This window comes from Saccharopolyspora tripterygii (genome assembly GCF_054778355.1).
The window spans coordinates 89,159-107,862 of record NZ_BAAGZP010000040.1; the positions used below are offsets into that span (position 1 = coordinate 89,159).

At 69.8% G+C, this 18,704-nt stretch carries 16 protein-coding genes; 8 read left to right on the forward strand and 8 right to left on the reverse strand.

The window, feature by feature from the left end; genetic code table 11:
- Nucleotides 1-61 precede the first annotated feature (61 nt).
- Nucleotides 62-1,555: a fumarylacetoacetate hydrolase family protein gene (locus ACYVF3_RS27765; RefSeq protein WP_461157218.1), complete on the reverse strand. Its 1,494-nt coding sequence runs from the start codon at nucleotides 1,553-1,555 to the stop codon at nucleotides 62-64.
- 243 nt (nucleotides 1,556-1,798) lie between these two features.
- Here ACYVF3_RS27765 and ACYVF3_RS27770 point away from each other — a divergent pair, with 243 nt between their 5' ends.
- Nucleotides 1,799-2,482 (forward strand): GntR family transcriptional regulator, encoded by a 684-nt coding sequence (locus tag ACYVF3_RS27770; protein ID WP_461157219.1) that lies wholly within the window; start codon nucleotides 1,799-1,801, stop codon nucleotides 2,480-2,482.
- A 6-nt stretch (nucleotides 2,483-2,488) separates the two neighbouring features.
- Here the strand turns inward: ACYVF3_RS27770 and iolD are convergent, their stop codons facing one another.
- The 4 genes from iolD to iolC are packed head-to-tail and all read right to left on the reverse strand — an operon-like array spanning nucleotide 2,489 to nucleotide 7,121.
- A complete protein-coding gene (gene iolD / locus ACYVF3_RS27775) occupies nucleotides 2,489-4,354 on the reverse strand; it encodes a 3D-(3,5/4)-trihydroxycyclohexane-1,2-dione acylhydrolase (decyclizing) (protein ID WP_461157220.1) in 1,866 nt (621 codons plus the stop codon).
- Nucleotides 4,351-5,241, reverse strand: coding sequence for a 5-deoxy-glucuronate isomerase (iolB, locus tag ACYVF3_RS27780; protein ID WP_461157221.1), 891 nt, complete (start codon nucleotides 5,239-5,241; stop codon nucleotides 4,351-4,353). The genes iolD and iolB overlap by 4 nt, the downstream gene beginning before the upstream one ends.
- A gap of 13 nt (nucleotides 5,242-5,254) precedes the next feature.
- Complete coding sequence (locus ACYVF3_RS27785; protein ID WP_461157222.1) at nucleotides 5,255-6,136, reverse strand: Cgl0159 family (beta/alpha)8-fold protein; 882 nt, start codon at nucleotides 6,134-6,136, stop codon at nucleotides 5,255-5,257.
- 22 nt (nucleotides 6,137-6,158) lie between these two features.
- The gene (gene iolC / locus ACYVF3_RS27790; RefSeq protein ID WP_461157223.1) at nucleotides 6,159-7,121 is read right to left on the reverse strand and encodes a 5-dehydro-2-deoxygluconokinase; all 963 of its coding nucleotides are present in this window, start codon (nucleotides 7,119-7,121) and stop codon (nucleotides 6,159-6,161) included.
- Between the two features lie 144 nt (nucleotides 7,122-7,265).
- On the opposite strand from iolC, the gene ACYVF3_RS27795 reads away from it, so the two are divergent.
- From ACYVF3_RS27795 to allB, 3 genes are all read left to right on the forward strand, one after another.
- Nucleotides 7,266-8,045 (forward strand): GntR family transcriptional regulator, encoded by a 780-nt coding sequence (locus tag ACYVF3_RS27795; protein ID WP_461157224.1) that lies wholly within the window; start codon nucleotides 7,266-7,268, stop codon nucleotides 8,043-8,045.
- Nucleotides 8,046-8,156: 111 nt separating this feature from the next.
- Nucleotides 8,157-8,810 carry a GntR family transcriptional regulator gene (locus ACYVF3_RS27800; RefSeq protein WP_461157225.1) on the forward strand — a complete coding sequence of 218 codons (654 nt, stop codon included), beginning with the start codon at nucleotides 8,157-8,159 and terminating at the stop codon, nucleotides 8,808-8,810.
- A gap of 124 nt (nucleotides 8,811-8,934) precedes the next feature.
- Nucleotides 8,935-10,296 (forward strand): allantoinase AllB, encoded by a 1,362-nt coding sequence (allB, locus tag ACYVF3_RS27805; RefSeq protein WP_461157226.1) that lies wholly within the window; start codon nucleotides 8,935-8,937, stop codon nucleotides 10,294-10,296.
- A gap of 181 nt (nucleotides 10,297-10,477) precedes the next feature.
- Here the strand turns inward: allB and ACYVF3_RS27810 are convergent, their stop codons facing one another.
- Complete coding sequence (locus tag ACYVF3_RS27810) at nucleotides 10,478-11,197, reverse strand: aspartate/glutamate racemase family protein (RefSeq protein ID WP_461157227.1); 720 nt, start codon at nucleotides 11,195-11,197, stop codon at nucleotides 10,478-10,480.
- Nucleotides 11,198-11,304: 107 nt separating this feature from the next.
- Entirely contained in the window at nucleotides 11,305-12,786 is a 1,482-nt protein-coding gene (locus ACYVF3_RS27815; protein ID WP_461157228.1) for an NCS1 family nucleobase:cation symporter-1, read from the reverse strand.
- A gap of 276 nt (nucleotides 12,787-13,062) precedes the next feature.
- Between ACYVF3_RS27815 and ACYVF3_RS27820 the strand changes: the two genes are divergently transcribed.
- Complete coding sequence (locus tag ACYVF3_RS27820) at nucleotides 13,063-13,884, forward strand: bifunctional allantoicase/(S)-ureidoglycine aminohydrolase (protein ID WP_461157229.1); 822 nt, start codon at nucleotides 13,063-13,065, stop codon at nucleotides 13,882-13,884.
- Between the two features lie 130 nt (nucleotides 13,885-14,014).
- Here ACYVF3_RS27820 and ACYVF3_RS27825 read toward each other — a convergent pair whose 3' ends face one another.
- The gene (locus tag ACYVF3_RS27825; protein ID WP_461157230.1) at nucleotides 14,015-14,422 is read right to left on the reverse strand and encodes a RidA family protein; all 408 of its coding nucleotides are present in this window, start codon (nucleotides 14,420-14,422) and stop codon (nucleotides 14,015-14,017) included.
- 92 nt (nucleotides 14,423-14,514) lie between these two features.
- Here ACYVF3_RS27825 and ACYVF3_RS27830 point away from each other — a divergent pair, with 92 nt between their 5' ends.
- From ACYVF3_RS27830 to katG, 3 genes are all read left to right on the forward strand, one after another.
- Nucleotides 14,515-14,895: a winged helix-turn-helix transcriptional regulator gene (locus ACYVF3_RS27830; protein ID WP_461157231.1), complete on the forward strand. Its 381-nt coding sequence runs from the start codon at nucleotides 14,515-14,517 to the stop codon at nucleotides 14,893-14,895.
- Between the two features lie 172 nt (nucleotides 14,896-15,067).
- Nucleotides 15,068-16,465 carry a LytTR family transcriptional regulator DNA-binding domain-containing protein gene (locus ACYVF3_RS27835; RefSeq protein ID WP_461157232.1) on the forward strand — a complete coding sequence of 466 codons (1,398 nt, stop codon included), beginning with the start codon at nucleotides 15,068-15,070 and terminating at the stop codon, nucleotides 16,463-16,465.
- A gap of 11 nt (nucleotides 16,466-16,476) precedes the next feature.
- The gene (katG, locus tag ACYVF3_RS27840) at nucleotides 16,477-18,687 is read left to right on the forward strand and encodes a catalase/peroxidase HPI (protein WP_461157233.1); all 2,211 of its coding nucleotides are present in this window, start codon (nucleotides 16,477-16,479) and stop codon (nucleotides 18,685-18,687) included.
- Nucleotides 18,688-18,704 lie beyond the last annotated feature (17 nt).

Here is an 18,704-nt window from a genome sequence, read left to right on the forward strand (position 1 = left end):
TGAGTCACGTCACGGTCCCCTGAGGTGCGGTTGAGCGGAACTGCAGTTGCTACACGGTGGCTCATTCGGGTCCTCCCTGGTCTCGCTCGGCGTCGTAGCGGCGGCGCCACTCGCCTGTCAGCGGGTAGAGCCCGTCCACGGCCGCGCCTTCGGCGACGCGGGCGGCGATCCACTCCTCCTCGGCTTCCTGCTCGACGGCGGCGTCGAGCACCTGGTCCAGCAGCGCGGGCGGGATGACCAGCACGCCGTCGTCGTCGCCGACGATGACGTCACCGGGCTGCACGGTCGCCCCGCCGCAGGCCACGGTGATGTCGCTGTCCCACGGCACGTGCTTGCGCCCGAGCACCGCCGGGTGCGGGCCACCGGAGAAGGTCGGGATGTCGAGCCCCCGCACCGCCGTGTGGTCGCGCACCCCGCCGTCGGTGACGATCCCCGCCGCACCCAGCACCTGCGCGCGCAGCGCCAGGATGTCGCCGACGGTGCCACTGCCGCGCTCACCTCGCGCCTCGACCACCAGCACGTCGCCGGGGCGCAGCGAGTCGAAGGTGCGCTTCTGCGCGTTGTAGCCGCCGCCGTGGCTGCGGAACAGGTCCTCGCGGGCGGGCACGAAGCGCAGCGTGCGAGCGCGGCCGATGATCTTGCTGCCGGGCGAGTCGGAGCGAATCCCGTCGAGGGAGAGCTGGTTGTAGCCGTGCTTGCGCAGCTGGGCCGACAGCGTCGCCACCGCGACCGAGCGCAGCTTGGCGATGCGGTCCTCGGTGAGCTCGAACGGGGCCTCCAGCCCGGCGGCTTCCCTGCTCCCCCACGCTTCGGCGCGCTGCCCGTCGTCGACCGACGGCTGGGCGCTGAACTCCGGCAGCGGCTCGTCGCCCGCGACCACGCTGGTGCGCAGCCGTCCGGTGCTGCGGTCGGTTCCGGGCACGTCGACCTCGACCTCGACGACGTCGCCGGGATTCACCACGGAGGAGCCCGCGGGCGTGCCGGTGAGCACGACGTCGCCGGGTTCGAGGGTGATCAGCTGGGAGAGGTCGGCGACCAGCTCGCCGAACGGGAAAACCACGGTGCTCGACGAGTCGTCCTGGGCGAGTTCGCCGTTGACCCAGGTGCGCACCCGCAGCGAACCCGGGTCGATCTCCTCGGCCAGGAGGCTCGCCGGACCGAGCGGGGTGTAGCCGTCGCCGCCCTTGGAGCGCAGGTTCGCTCCCTTGTCCGCGGTCCGCAGGTCGTAGACGCCGAGGTCGTTGGCGGCGGTCACGGCGGCGACGTGCGACCAGCCGTCCTCGCGGGAGATCCGGCGCGCGGTCTTGCCGATGACCAGCGCGATCTCGCCCTCGAAGGCCAGCAGTTCGGTTCCGGGCGGCCGCTCGACGGTCTGGTCGGTGGAGGCGAGCGAGGTCACCGGCTTGAGGAAGTACGACGGCTTCGCCGGCGCCCGACCGCGCTGCGCGATCCGCGACGGGTAGTTCAGGTGCAGCGCGATGACCTTGCCCGGTCGACCGACGAGCGGGTGGTGCGCGAGGCCTTCGGCAGGTGAACGAGCGGCATCGGTCGTCATGCCTCAGGATCGTATACGATGACATATCTGATGACAACGCAGCACGCGACGACGTGGGAGGACTTCCTCCCGGCTCCGCAGACCCGGACTCGGTTCATGGAGGTGGGGAAGTTTTCATGAAAACTTCCCCACTGCTCGACACGAGAAGTTCACATGAAAACCTCCCCACCCCCCGGGAAGGGAAGTTCACATGAAAACTTCTCCCTCGGGAAAGATGCAGTGCCACGCGCGAAACGAGGATCGATGACCACCGACGCTGCGGACGACCGCACCGCCACCAGCAAGTCCCAACTGGCGTACGAGTGGCTCCGCGACCGGATCGTCACGCACCGGTTCACGCCCGGGTACCGCTTGGTCCTCAGCCAGCTCGCCACCGAACTGGGCGTGAGCACCGTCCCGGTCCGCGAAGCCGTCCGCAGGCTGGAAGCCGAAGGCCTGGTCACCTACGAGAAGAACGTCGGCGCGCAGGTCGCCCTGGTCGACGAGGGCGAGTACGTGACCACCATGCAGACCCTCGCCGTGGTCGAGGGCGCCGCCACCGGCTTCTCCGCCCCCCTGCTCACCGTCGAGGACCTCGCCAAGGCGCGCGCGATCAACCAGCGCATGCGCGACAGCCTGGAGCACTTCGACCCGCGCCGGTTCACCGAGCTCAACGAGGAGTTCCACTCGGTGCTGTTCCTGCGCTGCCCCAACGAGCACATGACCGACCTGGTCCGCCGCGGCTGGAGCCGGCTGCGCATGCTCCGGGACTCCACCTTCAGCTTCGTCCCGGGCCGGGCCGTGCAATCGGTGGCCGAGCACGACCACCTCATGCACCTCATCGAGACCGGCGCGGACCCCATCGACATCGAGCTGGCGGCCCGCAAGCACCGCACGGCGACGCTCGACGCCTTCCTCGACTCCCAGCACCCGCCGCGCGACTCCTGACCGGTCTCACAGGTGGTGGCGGCGGGCGAGGCGCTGCCGCTCGTAGCGCTCGCGGGCGGCACGAGCGCTGTCGCGGGTGGCGACCTCGGCGACCGGGACGTCCCACCACGCCTCGGCGGGCAGCGACGGCTTCGCCGGATCGGTTTCGACGTGAACCGCTGTGGGCCAGGCGTTCTGGCGGGACTCCCGCAGGGCCCGGCGCAGGTCGTCGGCGGTTTCGGCGCGCAGGACCCGCATCCCCAGGCTCGCGGCGTTGGCGGCGAGGTCCACCGGCAGCGGTTCGCCGGTGAAGGCCCCGCCCTCGGCGCGGTAGCGGTAGGCGGTGCCGAAGCGCTCGCCACCGACGGTCTCCGACAAGCCCCCGATGGACGCGTACCCGTGGTTGTCCACCAGCACCACGTTGATCTTGATGCCCTCCTGCACAGCGGTGACCAGCTCGGTCGGCATCATCAGGTACGTGCCGTCGCCGACCAGCGCGAAGACCTCGCGTGACGGGTCGGCCAGGCGCGCGCCGATCGCGGCCGAGATCTCGTACCCCATGCAGGAGTAGCCGTATTCGACGTGGTACTGACGGAAATCCCTGGCACGCCACATCTTGTGGAGATCACCGGGCATCGATCCGGCGGCGTTGATGAGCACGTCCCGCTCGTCGAGCACCTCGTCGAGCACGCCGATCACCTCGGCCTGACCGGGCCTCTCGTCGGCGCGCTCCACCCGCGTGACCGAGTCGACGACCTCGGTCCAGCGCCGCACCCCGACCCGCACCCGTCCGATGTGGTCGGTGGCGACCCGGAAAGCGGCCAGTGCGCCCGACAACTGCCGCAGCGTGCTGCGGGCATCGCCGATGACCGGCGTGGCCGCCTGCTTGTGCGCGTCGGTCGAGGCGATGTTGACGTTGACGAACCGCACCGCCGGGTTGGCGAACAGCGTGCCCGAAGCCGTGGTGAAGTCCGAGTACCGGGTGCCGACGCCGATGATCAGGTCGGCCTCGCGAGCGAGCTCGTCGGCGATCCGGGTGCCGGTGTGCCCGACGGCGCCCACCGCGCAGGGGTGGTCGTGGCGCAGGCACCCGCGTCCGGCCTGGGTCTCGGCGACCGGGATGCCGGTGGCCGAGGCCAGCTCGGCGAGGTCGCGCTCCGCTCCGCTGTGGTGCGTTCCCCCGCCCGCGATGATCAGCGGGCGGTGCGCGCTGCGGATCGCCTCGACCGCGTCCGACACCGACTGCGGGTCGGCGATCGGGCGGTGCACCCGCCACACCCGGTCGGAGAAGAACTCCTCGGGCCAGTCGAAGGCTTCGGCCTGCACGTCCTGCGGCAGCGCCAGCGTCACGGCACCGGTGGACACCGGGTCGGTGAGCACCCGCATCGCCTCCAGCGCCGAGGGGATCAGCGCCTCGGGTCGCCACACGCGGTCGAAGTAGCGCGAAACAGGACGCAGGCAGTCGTTGACCGACACATCGCGCGCGTGCGGCACTTCCAGCTGCTGAAGCACGGGATCGGCCGGGCGGGTGGCGAAGACGTCGCCGGGCAGCAGCAGGACCGGGATCTGGTTGATGGTGGCCAGCGCGGCCCCGGTGACGAGGTTCGTCGCGCCGGGGCCGATGGAGGTCGTGACGGCCCAGGTCGACATCCGGTTGCGCTGGCGGGCGAAACCCACTGCCGCGTGCACCATCGCCTGCTCGTTGCGGCCTTGCAGGTAGGGCATCCGGTCGCCGGATTCCAGCAGCGCCTGGCCGATCCCGGCCACGTTGCCGTGACCGAATATGCCCCAGCAGCCCTCTATCAGCCGCGTCCGCTCCCCGTCGCGCTCGGTGTGCTGGTGGGACAGGAACCGCAGCAGCGCCTGCGCGACCGTCAGCCGCCGGGTCGTCATCGCGCCTCGTCCTCGGCCGGAGCCCGGTAGAACGGCAACCTCGGATCGACCTGCTGGTCCGGCCACGTCCCGCGCACCCACGCGTGCGCGGGATCGTCGCAGATCAGCCACGCGCGGTCGGGCGAAGGGCCGGCCATGACGTTGAGGTAGTACATGTCGTAGCCGGGCACCGCCATCGACGGGCCGTGCCAGCCGTCCGGGATCAGCACCACGTCCCCGCTACGCACCTCGGCGAGCACGTCGGTGGAGCGCTCCGGGCCGGAGGGGTACACGCGCTGGTAGCCGATTCCGGGAGTGCCGTGGGAACCGGCGATCTCGAAGTAGTAGATCTCCTCCAGCCTCGATTCGCCCTCGCGGTCCTCGTCGTGCTTGTGCGGTGGGAACGACGACCAGTTGCCTGCCGGGGTGAGCACTTCGACGGCGATCAGGCGATCGGCCTCGAAGACGTGCGCGGCACCGAAGTTGTTGACCTGTCGGCTGACCTGACCCGCTCCTCGCAACTCCACCGGAACGCACGACGCGGGTCCGTAGCGCGCGGGCAAACGGTTCTCGCAGCGCGCCCCGGTCAGCGCGAACCTCCCGCCGCCCTCGCTCCCGATCCGCACCGAGGCATCCCTGGGAACGTAGGCGAAGTCCGTCACGCCATCGAAAACCCCTGCGCGACCATCGAGTTCGAACACATCACCGCAGGCAACCGTGCAGGACCCGCTGAGCGGGAGCACGATCCACTCGCTGTCGCCGGTGTCGAACTCGTGCGACTCGCCTGCCGAGAGCTCCAGCACCCGTAACGAGGAGTGCTCCCAGCCGGCCGAGCCGGGGTCGACGAAGGTCCGGTACCCGTCGCGCGCAGATACCCCGTCGGCGAGGTGAAAACCGCTGTTGCCCACCTTCTCTCCTCTCCTACAGCAGGGCGACCGCGGCGTCGACCGCGCTCGCGACGTCGTCGTCCTCCGGGTACAGCAGGCTCCTGCCCACGACGAGCCCGCGCACCTGCGGCAGTTGCAGGGCCGCGCGCCACCGCTGCCGGGTGGCCGCGGGATCGTCGGGCACCTCGCCGCCCAGCAGCACCGTCGGCAGCGTGGTGGATTCGAGCGCTCGGCCGATCTCGTCGATCTCGTCGACCACCGGCACCTTCAGCCAGGTGTAGGCCGAGGTGCCGCCGAGTCCCGAGGCGATGGCGATGGACCGCGCCACGGCCTCGGCCGAGACGTCGTTGCGCACCTCGCCTCCCGCTCGCCGCGACAGGAAGGGCTCCACCATCGCCACCAGCCCACGGTCGGCGAGCTCGTTGATGGCGTGGGCCGCGCCCTGCATGGTGTTCAGGGACCCCGGGTCGTCGAAGTCCATCCGCAGCAACAACTTCCCGGCGTCGAACCGCATCCGGTGCAGGTCCTGCGCGCGGTGACCGGTGAAGCGGTCGTCGAGCTCGAACGACGAGCCCGCCAGGCCGCCCCGGTTCATCGAGCCGATGACGACCTTGTTCTCCAGCGCGCCGAGCAGCAGCAGGTCCTCCAGCACGTCGGCGGTGCCCAGGACCCCGTCCACGCCAGGGCGTGCCAGCGCGGTGCACAACCGGTCGAGCAGGTCCGCGCGGTTGGCCATCGCCAGCGGGTCCCCGCCCGCGGCCAGCGATCCCCGGGCGGGGTGGTCGGCCGCCACGATCATCATCCGGCCGGACTCCCCGAGCAGCGGCCGGCGAGCGCGGGACGCGGCGGCCTCGGCGATGGACTCGGGCCTGGTGGCGCGCGCTTCGGGCAGGTCGGTGATGCTCAACGGGGACAACCGGGTTCTCCTCCCGTCGCGCTCACGCGTTCAGCTCAGTGCCGGAGTTCGCCGTCAGCTCCTCGACCTCGTGGGCGTAGGGCATCGCGGAGGAGCAGGCGAGCCTGCCCGCGACCAGCGCTCCCGCGGTGTTGGCGAAGCGCATGGTCCGCTCCAGCGGCCAGTCGAGCAGCAGCCCGTGGCACAAGGCGCCGCCGAAGGCGTCCCCCGCGCCGAGCCCGTTGACGACCTCGACGGGCACCGGCGGTGCCACCACATGCTGGTCGCGGGTGCGGGCGAGGACGCCGTTCGGCCCCTGTTTGACCACCGCCAGCTCCACGCCGAGCTCCAGGAGCCGCTCGGCGGCGTCCTCCGGGTCGCGGGTTCCGACGGCGACCTCCACCTCGTCGAGGTTGCCGACGGCGACGGTCACGTGCGCGAGCGCTTCCCGGTACCAGCCGGTGGCCTGCGCCTGCTCGCCCCAGAACATCGGCCGCCAGTCGAGGTCGAAGACCGTGGTGCCGCGCTTGGCCCGGTGCCGCAGCGCCGCCAGCGTCGACGAGCGGCTGGGCTCCTCCGAGAGCCCGGTGCCGGTCATCCAGAAGATGCGGGTGCCGGCGATCGAGGGCAGGTCCAGCTCGTCCTCGTGGATCTCCAGGTCCGGCGCCTTGGGACGGCGGTAGAAGTACAGCGGGAAGTCGTCCGGCGGGAACAGCTCGCAGAAGGTGACCGGGGTCGGGAACTGCGGCACCGGGCTGACCCAGCGGTCGTCGACGCCGAAACCGCCCAGCGCCTGGTGGACGTACTCGCCGAACGGGTCGGCTCCGGTCCGGCTGATGACCGCGCTGCGGTGGCCGAGACGGGCGGCGGCGACGGCGACGTTGGTGGCGGTTCCCCCGAGGTACTTCCCGAACGATTCCACCTGCGGCAGCGGGACACCGGTCTGCAGCGGGTAGATGTCGACCCCGATCCGGCCCACGGTGATCACGTCGAACCGATCGCTCATCGCACGATCCCCTCGTTGGGACGCTGCCGCGCGCGACAGCCGGAGCACGGACCTCCTCGTGTCTACGTGCGCGTGATCACCATGTCAAGATATGTCAGAACATCATGACCTGTTCACCTCGTGCGTCCTTGCTATCGTGGCCGCGTGACCGCCGTGCGAGACCGATCCCAGGAACCGAGCTGGGATCCAGCGAGGCAGATCTCGGTCGACCACCGCAGCCCGGTCCCGCTGTACTTCCAGGTCGCCAGCCAGATCGAGGAGGCCATCTCCTCCGGGGCGCTCCCCGTCGGATCCCGCCTGGACAACGAGATCGAGCTGGCCGGGAACCTCGGGCTCTCCCGCCCCACCATCCGCCAGGCGATCGGTTCGCTGGTCGACAAGGGGCTCGTGGTGCGCAAGCGCGGCGCCGGGACGCAGGTCGTGTTCAACCACGTCAAGCGCTCGCTCGGGCTCAGCAGCCTCTTCGACGACCTCAGCAGCATCGACCAGCGCCCGACGACGCGGGTGCTGGTCAACGAGATCCGCACGCCCCCGGAGGAAGCGGCCCGGGCACTGGGACTGTCCGAAGAGGACGAAGTGCGACACCTGGAGCGGGTGCGCTTCGCGCGCGGCGAGCCGATCGCCCGCATGCACAACTACCTGCCCGCCGCCTTGATCAGCCCCAGTGACGAGGCCCTGGCCGAGCGCGGGCTCTACGAGCTGCTGCGCTCGGCGGGCGTCCACCTGCACGCCGCGCAGCAGACCATCGGGGCCAGGAGCGCCACCGGTGACGAAGCCGAACTGCTCGACGAGCCCCCGGGCGCGGCGCTGCTGACCATGCAGCGCATCACCCACGACCACACCGGCAGCATCGTCGAGTACGGCACGCACGTCTACCGCGCCTCCCGCTACACCTTCGACCTCACCCTCCGCGGGGACTCCTGAAACCTCGGGAACGGGAATTCCCGCACCCGGGCCCGGCCACCGCTCCGAACGAACTAACGTTGGCGGGCAAGATGGAGACCGGTACAGGTCGTGATTCGTGAGGTTGTTGCCGTGACCGAAGCACCAGAGGACGAAGCGCGCGTCCCGCTGCGCGACCAGGTCCACGACGAGTTGCAGGCCCGGATCAGCGACGGCCGGCTGCGCCCCGGCGACCGGATCTTCGAGCAGGAGCTCGCGATCGAGTTCGGCATCTCCCGCGTCCCGGTGCGGGAGGCGATCCGGATGCTGCAGAGCGGCGGCATGGTCGAGGTCCGCCCGCGCCGACGCGGCGTGTTCGTCCGCAGCCTCGACCGCCAGCAGCTGGTGGAGCTCTTCGACGTGCGCGAAGCCCTCGAAGCGCTGGCCGCCCGGCTGGCCGCCGAGCGCTGCGACTCCGCCGACGTGGAGCACCTGGGAGAGCTGGCCACCCGTGCCCGCGAAGCGCTGGACTCCGCCGACACCGATGCCATGTCGGAGGCCAACACCGAGTTCCACGACAAGCTCGTGGCCGTCTCCCGCAACGACCTGCTCGCCTCGATGCTCGAACCGCTGCACGGGCGTCTGGCCGCCCTGTTCCGGCTGAACCTGGAGCCGGAGCGGGTCTGCGGCGAGCACGAGGAGCTCTACGCCGCCATCGCGTCCGGTGACGCCGAGCGCGCGGCGACGATCGCGCAGAGCCATGTGCGGGCGAGCCGCGCGATGGTCCTCGACCGCATGGTGCGCTGAACCCGCGCTGACCTCTCTTGACTGGTCCGACTCGCTGGCCATAGTTTACGTATACGTTCAAATATACTTTCGTACTGCGGAATTCGATCTCTCGTGATCGAAGTTCGAGGGAGGTGCCGCGTTGGTGAACTCAGCAACGCCGTTCGACCTGGTCTTCCGGGCGAAGCGGCTCATCGGGCCGAACGGCGAGACGTCGGGCAGCGTCGGCGTCCGCGACGGCCGCATCGCCGCCGTGGAACCGCTCGACACCGAGCTGGACGCCGCCCGGGTCGTCGAGCTCGCCGACGACGAGGTGCTGCTGCCCGGTCTCGTCGACACCCACGTGCACGTCAACGACCCCGGCCGCACCGAGTGGGAGGGCTTCGAGACCGCGACCCGAGCCGCCGCGGCCGGAGGCGTCACCACGATCGTCGACATGCCGCTCAACAGCCTCCCGCCGACCGTCGACACCGATGCGCTGGAGGTCAAGCGCAAGACCGCGCGGGAGAAGGCGCACGTCGACGTCGGCTTCTGGGGCGGCGCGATCCCCGGCAAGCTCGACGAGCTGCGCGGCCTGCACGAGGCCGGAGTGTTCGGCTTCAAGTGCTTCCTGCTGCACTCCGGCGTCGACGAGTTTCCCCCGCTGAACCCCGACGAGCTCGACTCCGCGCTGCGCGAGCTGGCGGGCGTCGACGCGATGATGATCGTGCACGCCGAGGACTCCGACTCGATCGACGCGGCACCGACCCCGCACGGCGAGGACTACGGCGACTTCCTCGCATCCCGCCCCAAGGGCGCGGAGAACGTCGCGATCGCCCAGGTCATCGAGCTGGCCAGGCGGATCGGGGCACGCGTGCACATCCTCCACCTGGCCTCCTCCGACGCGCTGCCGCTGATCGCCTCCGCCCGCGCCGACGGCGTGCGGGTGACCGTGGAGACCTGCCCGCACTACCTGAGCTTCACCGCCGAGGAGATCCCGGACGGCGCCACCCAGTTCAAGTGCTGCCCGCCGATCCGCGAGGCCGCCAACCGCGAACTGCTGTGGAAAGCGCTGGCGGACGGCACGATCGACTGCGTCGTCAGCGACCACTCCCCCTGCACGCCGGAGCTCAAGCGCTTCGACACCGGTGACTTCGGCGTCGCCTGGGGCGGGGTCTCCAGCCTCCAGCTCGGTCTTTCGGCGATCTGGACCCAGGCCCGCCAGCGCGGCTACACCCTGTCCGACGTCGTGACCTGGATGGCCCGCAAGCCCGCCGAACTCGCCGGGATGCGCAGCAAGGGGTCGATCGCCGTCGGAAACGACGCCGACCTGTGCGTGTTCGCCCCGGACGACGCGTTCGTCGTCGACGTCGGCAAGCTCCAGCACCGCAACCCGGTCTCGGCCTACCACGGACGCCCGCTCGCGGGAGTCGTGCGCGAGACCTGGCTGCGCGGCAGCAAGATCGCCGGCGCAGACGTGGAAATCGGCGAGCCCGGCGGAAAGCTCCTCACCCGCGGCGAGGCCTGAGCCCCCGGGCAGTTTTGGTCCGAACTGTCCCGGCAAAAGGGACATTGATCATGGACGGTTCGGACCAAAACTGCCCCCGCGCAAGAACGGGGCCGGACACGCGGCCCGGCCCTCGCCTTTCCTCTGCCGTTGTCTCGCACTTCCTCTGCTGTCCGGTGCTTTCTGACCGTTGGTCGGGCCGTCAGGCTGGGGGCCAGTTGTTCATCTTCTTCGGGCGCGGGGGTGCGTAGGTCCGCACCTTGGAGGTCTTCAGACCGAGGCGGACCAGCGATTCCGCGATCGTCACCGCCGCCGTCACGCCGTCGATCACCGGGACCCCGGTGCGCCCCACGACCCGCTCGGCCAGGCCCGACATCCCGCCGCAGCCCAGGCAGATCGCTTCCGCCCGGTCATCGCGCACAGCGCGCACGGCCTGCTCGGCGATGGCGTCGACGGCCGCCTGCGGATCGCGCTCCAGGTCCAGCACCGCCATCCCGCTCGCGCGCACCGACGCGCAGCGAGCGCTGAGACCCGCCGCGTGCAGCCGGTCCTCGATCAGCGGCACCGTGCGGTCCAGGCTCGTCACCACCGAGTAGCTGCGGCCCACGAACTGCGCCGTGCTCGCCGCGGCCTCGGTGATGTCCACGACGGGGACGTCGAAGAGCTCCTGCAAGCCCTCCCTGCCGTGCTCCCCGTAGCCCGCCTGAATGATCGCGTCGAACGGCTCGGGGTAGGCGCGCACGGCCTCCATCACGGCGATCGCGGCGAGGTAGCTCTCGTAGTTCCCCTCCACCGACTCCGCACCGAAGGACGGTGTCAGCGGCACGATCTCGGTGCCGGGCGCGGCGACTGACGCGGCCTGCTCACCGATCGCCTCGGTGATCGAAGTAGTCGTGTTGACGTTCACGACGAGAATGCGCATGGGATTGACTTTCTCGTGAGGCCCGGATCGGGGCCTGTTGCGGGTGAGCGCAGATCGGCGGTGCGGGACTCAGCCCGCACCGCCGACCGAACCGGTGGTGATGCCCCTCATTCAGCCGAGACCGCGAGGGATTCGCCGTCGACGTCCTGGGCGTCGGGCGCGCGATCCGCGATGATCGCGTAGATGACCGCGCCCAGGATCGCGCCGATGAACCAGGAGAACCCGGCGACCGAGTCGAAGCCGGGCACCAGCGCCAGGACCACGGCGATCGCGGCAGCGGGGAGGAACGCCCCGACCGCCTTCGGGTTGTACCCGCGCCGGTAGTGGTACTCGCCCGCGGTGTCCTCGGTGTAGAGCGCGGGGACGTTCACGCGGGTCCGCCGGATCAGCCAGTAATCGGCCATGATCACGCCGAACAGCGGGCCGAGCAGCGCACCCAGGCCGCCGAGGAAGTAGTTCACGACCACCGGGTTGTCGTAGAGGTTCCACGGCAGGATGAGCAGGCCGATCACCGCGCTCACCAGCCCGGCGCGGCGGAAGTTGAGCTGCTTCGGGAAGAGGTTGACCAGCACGTAGATCGGCGCGACGAAGTTGGCCAGCAGGTTCACCGCGATGGTCAGCACGATCAGCGCGAGCGAGGCCAGCGCCAGCAGGTAGGTGTTGGGGATCGTCTGCACGATGTCGGTCGGGCTGGTGATCACCCGTCCGTTGATCTTGAACTGGGCGCCGCTGAGCACCACCACGATGCCGGCGAAGAACAGCATGTTCACCGGGATCCCGACGAGGTTGCCCAGCACGATCGACCGGCGGCTCTTGGCCGACCGGGTGAAGTCGCAGAAGTTCAGCACGAACGTCCCGTAGATGACCACCCAGAGCGCGGCGCCCTGCAGGATCTGCAGCCACATCGCGCCGCCGGTCAGCGGCTGGGCCGTGGACGTCGAGATCGAGAAGTCCGCGCGGGCGAACATCCAGACCGCGAGGCCCAGCATGGTGATCAAGGTGGTCGGCGCGGCCACCGCCATGTACCTGCGGATGACGTGCATGCCGTAGCTGACGATGAGGACCTGCACCGCCCACAGCGCGAGGAAGGTGATCCAGCCGAGCAGCGAAAGCCCCAGCACCGATTGACCTTCCAGCGCCTTCAGGCCGGGGAAGATCGCCACCAGCAGGGCGTCGAGCACCGAGGAGGCGAGGTAGGTCTGGATGCCGAACCAGGCGATGGCCACGATCCCGCGCACCGCGGCGGGGATCTGTGCGCCTCGGGTGCCGAACGCGATCCGGCTCATCACCGGGAACGGCACGCCGGCCTTGTGGCCCATGTAGCCGGACATCGTCAGCAGCAGGAACAGCAGCGCGGAGGCCAGCACGAACGCGGCCAGGATTCCCCACACGTTGAGCCCGAGGGCGAACAGCCCGATCGCGAAGGCGTAGTTGCCGAGGCTGTGCACGTCGTTGGCCCACAGCGTGAAGACGTTGTAGGCGCCCCAACGGCGCCCCTCCTTCTTCGTGGGGGCCAGGTCGTAGCTGTAGAGCCGCTCGCTCGAAGCGGGCGGGATGTCCACGCCGGACTGGTCGTTCGTGGCAGTCACCTAGCCGCCTCCAAGCTTTCACCCCGCTGCGCTGCGAGATGACCCGTTCCGCAATGCGAAAGTATACGTGCAAGTTGGAGAAGACCGTAGGTCGCGCTCACCCCGTCGTCAACACCGCCGAACGGACGGGCGGGTGTGACCACCTACGCGAGGCGAAGGACTTTCGCAACAGCTCCCGGTTCTCTATGCTGCTCACCGAGCGCGCTTTTGTATACATGGATTTCGCAGTTCACGGGCACCGTCGGGCTCGGTTCGCCCGACGAGGATGGAGCCAGTTTGACCACGCCGTCGTACTACGCGCCTGCCGGCGGGCTGCCGCCGCAGACCGACCTGCTCACCGACCGGGCCATCGTGACCGAGGCCTACACCGTGATCCCGCGCGGCGTGTTGCGCGACATCGTCACCAGCAACTTCCCGGGGTGGACCCGCACCCGTTCCTGGATCCTGGCCAAGCCCGTGCAGGGCTTCGCGACCACCTTCGCCCAGTACGTCGTGGAGGTCGGGCCCGGCGGCGGCAGCGACCAGCCCGAGCCCGAGGCCGGCGTCGAGTCCGTCGTGTTCCTCATGACCGGCCGGCTCGACCTGACCATCAACGGCGCCGAGCACCACCTCGAACCCGGTGGTTACGCCTACCTGCCCGCCGGCGCCGCCTGGAGCCTCGCCAACCCCGGCGAGACGCCCGCGTCGCTGTCCTGGGTCCGCAAGCCCTACGAGCCCGCCCCCGGCATCGACGCGCCGAAGCCCTTCGTCACCCGCGAGCAGGACATCGCCCCCACCCCGATGCCCGACACCGACGGCACCTGGGCCACCACCCGCTTCGTCGACCCCGACGACCTGGCCCACGACATGCACGTCAACATCGTCACCTTCCAGCCCGGCGGCACGATCCCCTTCGCCGAGACCCACGTGATGGAGCACGGCCTCTACGTCCTGGAGGGCAAGGCCGTCTACCGCCTCAACGACGACTGGGTCGAGGTCCAGGAAGGCGACTTCATGTGGCTGCGGGCCTTCTGCCCCCAGGCCTGCTACGCCGGCGGTCCCGGCCCCTTCCGCTACCTCCTCTACAAGGACGTCAACCGCCAGATCCGCCTCACCTGACACCCGGGGCGCCCGTTCCGGGGTCCCGGTGGTGCAGCAGCAGCCATCCGTCCGCGTTGCGACCCCGCACGGAGGTCCGCAACGCGGACGAACCTGCTATCCCGGCATCGAGCCCGCGCCCTGGACCGGCTCAGTCCAGAACCGCGATCGCCTCGATCTCCACCAGGTGCTCCGGGACGTCGAGTGCGACGATCCCGAACAGGGAGGCCGGTGGGACCGGCTGGACCCCGAGCGCCTCGGCCGCCCTGGCGATTCCGTCCAGGACCTGCTCCATCAACTCCGGAGCCCAGTCGACCACGTAGAAGGTCAGCTTCGAGACGTCGTCGAAGGTCGCCCCCGCTGCGGCCAGCGCTGTGCCGACGTTGAGGTAGCACTGCACGATCTGAGCCGCGAGGTCCCCCTCGCCGACCGTCCTGCCGTCGGCGTCCCAGGCGACCTGGCCGGAGAGGAAGACGAGCTTGGTGCCCGAGGAGATCGAGACGTGCCGGTAGATGTCGACTTCCGGCAGCCCGGGTGCGTTGATCAGTGTGACGGCCATGCGAATCCCTCGCTCTCTTGTGGTTACTGGGAAACCGTAGGAGAGTCCTCGCTGACGTGGAAGAACGCACTTCTTGGATACTGAGGAACCTCATGGTGACCACACGGCTCAGCGGCTCAGCGGACGAGGCCGACCTCCGGCGAGCGGATTCCCTGGCGCGCGAGATCTTCTCCGACGTCGCCAACAAGTGGGCGTTGCTGATCATCGAAGCGCTCGGGGAACGCACCCTCCGGTTCAGCGAGCTGCGAACCGAGGTCGAGGGCATCAGCCACAAGATGCTCACCCAGAACCTGCGGATGCTCGAACGCAACGGGCTGGTCGACCGCACCGTGTACCCCACGGTCCCGCCGAGGGTCGATTACGCGCTCACCGGACCCGGTCAGGGCCTGCTCGCGACGGTCGATGCCATGTGCGAGTGGACGCACCGCCACATCGCCGACATCGACGAAGCCCGCCGGCGGTTCACCGCCTGACCAGGGTGCGGGCGGAGGGTCCCAGCCGTTCGTGTGGCGTCGGGCGGCACGCGCCATCGTGCTCATCCTGGAAACCGGAATAAGCTGGTCGCAGACCCCGGAACAGGAGACCCGCCCACGCGGAATCCGTCGATTCCCGGTCGGCTTGGTGAGAGACCAGAGGCGGTCTTGGATGACAGAGGTGCACCGGCTCGACCCGATGTCCCGCGTCCCCGGAAACACCACGGTGTACGGGGCGTGGGAGCGCTTCGTGCGCGGTGAGGACGACCTGCGCGGTGTGCGGCCCGAGGTCGCGATCTCGTGGCACCGCTGCCGGGACACCTACGGCGTCGATCCCGGGCTCACCAAGGCGCCGATCGCCGTCGCCGAGGTCGACCACACGCTGGAGCACGACGTGGTGTTCGCCGAGCTGGGGTTCCGCGCGGCCTCGATCGCCCACGAGGTGAGCAACGTCGGCGGTGTCGTCACGGTCGCCGACGCGACCGGCCGGATCCTGGCGGAGTGGGGCGATCCGGCCACCCGCAAGCTCGCCGCCGAGGCCAACCTCTCCACCTGGTTCTGCTGGTCCGAGCAGGCCACCGGGACCAACGGGATGGGCACGGCCCTGGAGACGACTTCGCCGGTGGTGATCCGCGGCGCGGAGCACTGGTGCCAGGCGTTCCACGACTGGACCTGCGCGGGAGTCGCCGTGCGCGACGTCGTGACGAAGGAACCGGTCGCCGTCCTCAACATCTCCTGCTGGCGCAGCGAACCGCCCAGCGCCGCCGGGGCCTGGCTGGGCAACGCCGCCACCCGGACCCAGAGCACGCTGCGGCAGCGCGCGCGGGACGCCAGCGCCGAGCTGATCGCCGCCTTCCACAACGCCCGTTCCCGCGCGGGGGTCGCGCTGGCCGCGCTGGACCCGGCGGGACGCGTGGTGATCGCCGACGACATGGCAGGCGTGCTGCTGGGCGTGCCGGGTTCCACCCCGGCGACCGACCCGGCCGTGCGGTGGAACCCGCGGCTGCCGGAGCTGATCAAAGCCGCGCAGTACGCCGTCAAGCAAGCCTCCCGCGACCCCGACTGGATCGGGTCGACGCAGGTCCACACCCACCTCAGCGACGAGCCGAGCTCGGTCACCATCCGCCCGGTGTTCCTGTCCGGCCACCTGGTCGGCAACCTCGTGTCGTTCGGCGTCGCCGAGGGCGAGCAGCTGCCGCGCAGCGAGCGCGGCGCACCGAACCAGCAGGGCCGGGCGGACCGGATCGTGGCGATGCGGGAGAACCGGATGGTGCTGCTGCGGTTGCCCGAGGTCTCGTTCGCCGAGTCGGAGGGCAACGACGTGTGGCTGTCCACCGACCAGGGACGGTTGCGCGCCGCCTCCGGGAGCCTCGACAAGCTCGAAACCGATCAGGGCGACGCCGGTTTCCTGCGCGTCCACCGCCGCTACGTGGTGAACCTCGATCGCATCCGAGAGGTGGAGCGGGGTTTCAAGGGCGAGCTGGCACTGGTGATGGACGACGGGGGCAACACGATGGTGCCGGTGTCCCGTCGCAACGCTCCTGCGGTGCGGCGGGCGTTGGACATCTGAGGGAGGTCGTCGTGCCGGAGAACCCGGATGCCGTCGCGATCACCAGGAACTACGACGAGGCGCTGGAGCGGCTCACCGACGGGCGAGTCCGCAACCATCCCGCCGCCGGGGGCGACGGGCGTGATTGGTGGCCGGATCGGCTGGATCTGGGGATCCTGGCCAAGCACCACCCGGCGGCGAATCCGCTGGGTTCGGATTTCGACTACGCGGCGGAGTTCGCCCGGCTGGACCTGGACGAGCTGGCGGCCGACATCGACCGGGTGCTGATCTGCTCGCAGGAGTGGTGGCCGGCGGACTTCGGGCACTACGGGCCGCTGGTGCTGCGGATGGCATGGCACTGCGCGGGGACCTACCGGATCGGGGACGGCCGGGGCGGCCCGAGTTCCGGGATGCAGCGGTTCGCACCGACCAACAGCTGGCCCGACAACCGCAACCTGGACAAGGCCCGGCGTCTGCTGTGGCCGATCAAGCAGAAGTACGGGCGGGCCATTTCGTGGCCGGACCTGATGATCTTCGCGGGCAACCGGGCCCTGGAATCGATGGGTTTCCGCACCCTGGGTTTCGCCGGTGGCCGGGTGGAGACGTGGGAGTCCGACGCGGATGTGTACTGGGGGCCGGAGCGCAGCTGGCTCGGCGACGAGCGCCACACCGGTGTGCGAGACCTCCAGGAACCCCTCGCGGCCGACGAGATGGGGCTGATCTACGTCGACCCGCAGGGGCCCGCCACCGTGCCCGACCCGATCGCCGCCGGCCGCGCCATACGGGAAACGTTCCGACGGATGGCGATGAACGACGAGGAAACCGTCGCGCTCATCGTCGGTGGTCACACCTTCGGCAAGACCCACGGTGCCGCCGACCCCGCCCGGCACCTCGCTGCCAACCCCGAAGGCGCGGGCCTGGAAACCCAGGGACTGGGCTGGAGCAACAACTACCGGACCGGTTCAGGACCAGATGCCATCTCCAGCGGCCTGGAAGGGATCTGGACCCCAACACCCAACCAGTGGGACAACTCCTTCCTGGAAACCCTGTTCGCCTACGAGTGGGACGTGGTGCTCAGCCCCGCCGGCCTGTGGCAGTGGGTCCCCCGCGACGACGCGGGCCAGGGCACCGTCCCCGATCCGCACGACCCGGACGTCACGCACTCCCCGACGATGCTCACCACCGACCTGGCGCTGCAAGAAGACCCGGTCTACGAGCGGATCGCACGCCGCTTCCTGGCCCACCCCGAGCAGCTGGCCGACGCCTTCGCCCACGCCTGGTTCAAACTCACCCACATCGACATGGGACCCCGCCACCGCTACCTCGGCCCCCTCGTACCGCAGGAGCACATGATCTGGCAGGACCCCCTCCCCGAACGCGACCACCTGCTCGTCGACGACACCGACATCCGCGAGCTCAAAACCCGCATCCTGGAAACCGCGATACCGGTACCCGACTTGGTGTTCACCGCGTGGGCCTCCGCCGCCACCTACCGCGACAGCGACAAACGCGGCGGCACCAACGGAGCCCGCCTCCGCCTGCAACCCCAAAACACCTGGGACATCAACGACCCCCACACCACCCAACCGGTCCTGACCACCCTGGAAACCATCCAGCACCGCTTCAACACCGAACAAACCACCGGGAAACAAGTCTCACTCGCCGACCTCATCGTCCTCGCCGGCTGCACCGCCATCGAACACGCGAGCACCGGCGTACGAGTCCCCTTCACCCCCGGCCGCACCGACGCCACCCAGGAATGGACCGACACCGACTCCTTCACCGCACTGCACCCCACCGCCGACGGATTCCGCAACCACACGGGACCGAAACCCCTCCTACGACCCGAACACCACCTCATCGACCACGCCAACCAGCTCACGTTGAGCGTCCCCGAGATGACGGCCCTGCTCGGCGGACTCCGCACCCTCGGCGCCAACCACCACGGCTCACCGCTCGGCGTCCTCACCACCCGACCCGGCGAGCTCAGCAACGACTTCTTCGTCAACCTCCTCGACAACAACACCGAATGGGTTCCCGGAGAATGCACTTTCGAAGGACGAGATAGGCGAACCGGCTCCGTTCGGTGGACCGCGAGCCGGGTCGACCTCGTCTTCGGATCTCACGCGGAACTTCGCGCGGTCGCCGAGGTCTACGCGAGCGACGAGGAGAAGTTCCTGCACGACTTCACCGTGGCCTGGGACAAGGTCATGAACCTCGGGGTCTTCCCGTCTGAGCGGTAGTTCCGGGGCCACGAGCG

Excerpts from the sequence above, each read along its gene's own strand:
- iolD (WP_461157220.1), bottom strand. The coding sequence starts at position 4,354 with ATGACGACCCGGCGGCTGACGGTCGCGCAGGCGCTGCTGCGGTTCCTG.
- ACYVF3_RS27810 (WP_461157227.1), bottom strand. The coding sequence starts at position 11,197 with ATGCGCATTCTCGTCGTGAACGTCAACACGACTACTTCGATCACCGAG.
- ACYVF3_RS27830 (WP_461157231.1), top strand. The coding sequence starts at position 14,515 with ATGGTGACCACACGGCTCAGCGGCTCAGCGGACGAGGCCGACCTCCGG.
- iolC (WP_461157223.1), bottom strand. The coding sequence starts at position 7,121 with ATGAGCGATCGGTTCGACGTGATCACCGTGGGCCGGATCGGGGTCGAC.
- ACYVF3_RS27765 (WP_461157218.1), bottom strand. The coding sequence starts at position 1,555 with ATGACGACCGATGCCGCTCGTTCACCTGCCGAAGGCCTCGCGCACCAC.
- ACYVF3_RS27835 (WP_461157232.1), top strand. The coding sequence starts at position 15,068 with ATGACAGAGGTGCACCGGCTCGACCCGATGTCCCGCGTCCCCGGAAAC.
- ACYVF3_RS27770 (WP_461157219.1), top strand. The coding sequence starts at position 1,799 with ATGACCACCGACGCTGCGGACGACCGCACCGCCACCAGCAAGTCCCAA.
- ACYVF3_RS27825 (WP_461157230.1), bottom strand. The coding sequence starts at position 14,422 with ATGGCCGTCACACTGATCAACGCACCCGGGCTGCCGGAAGTCGACATC.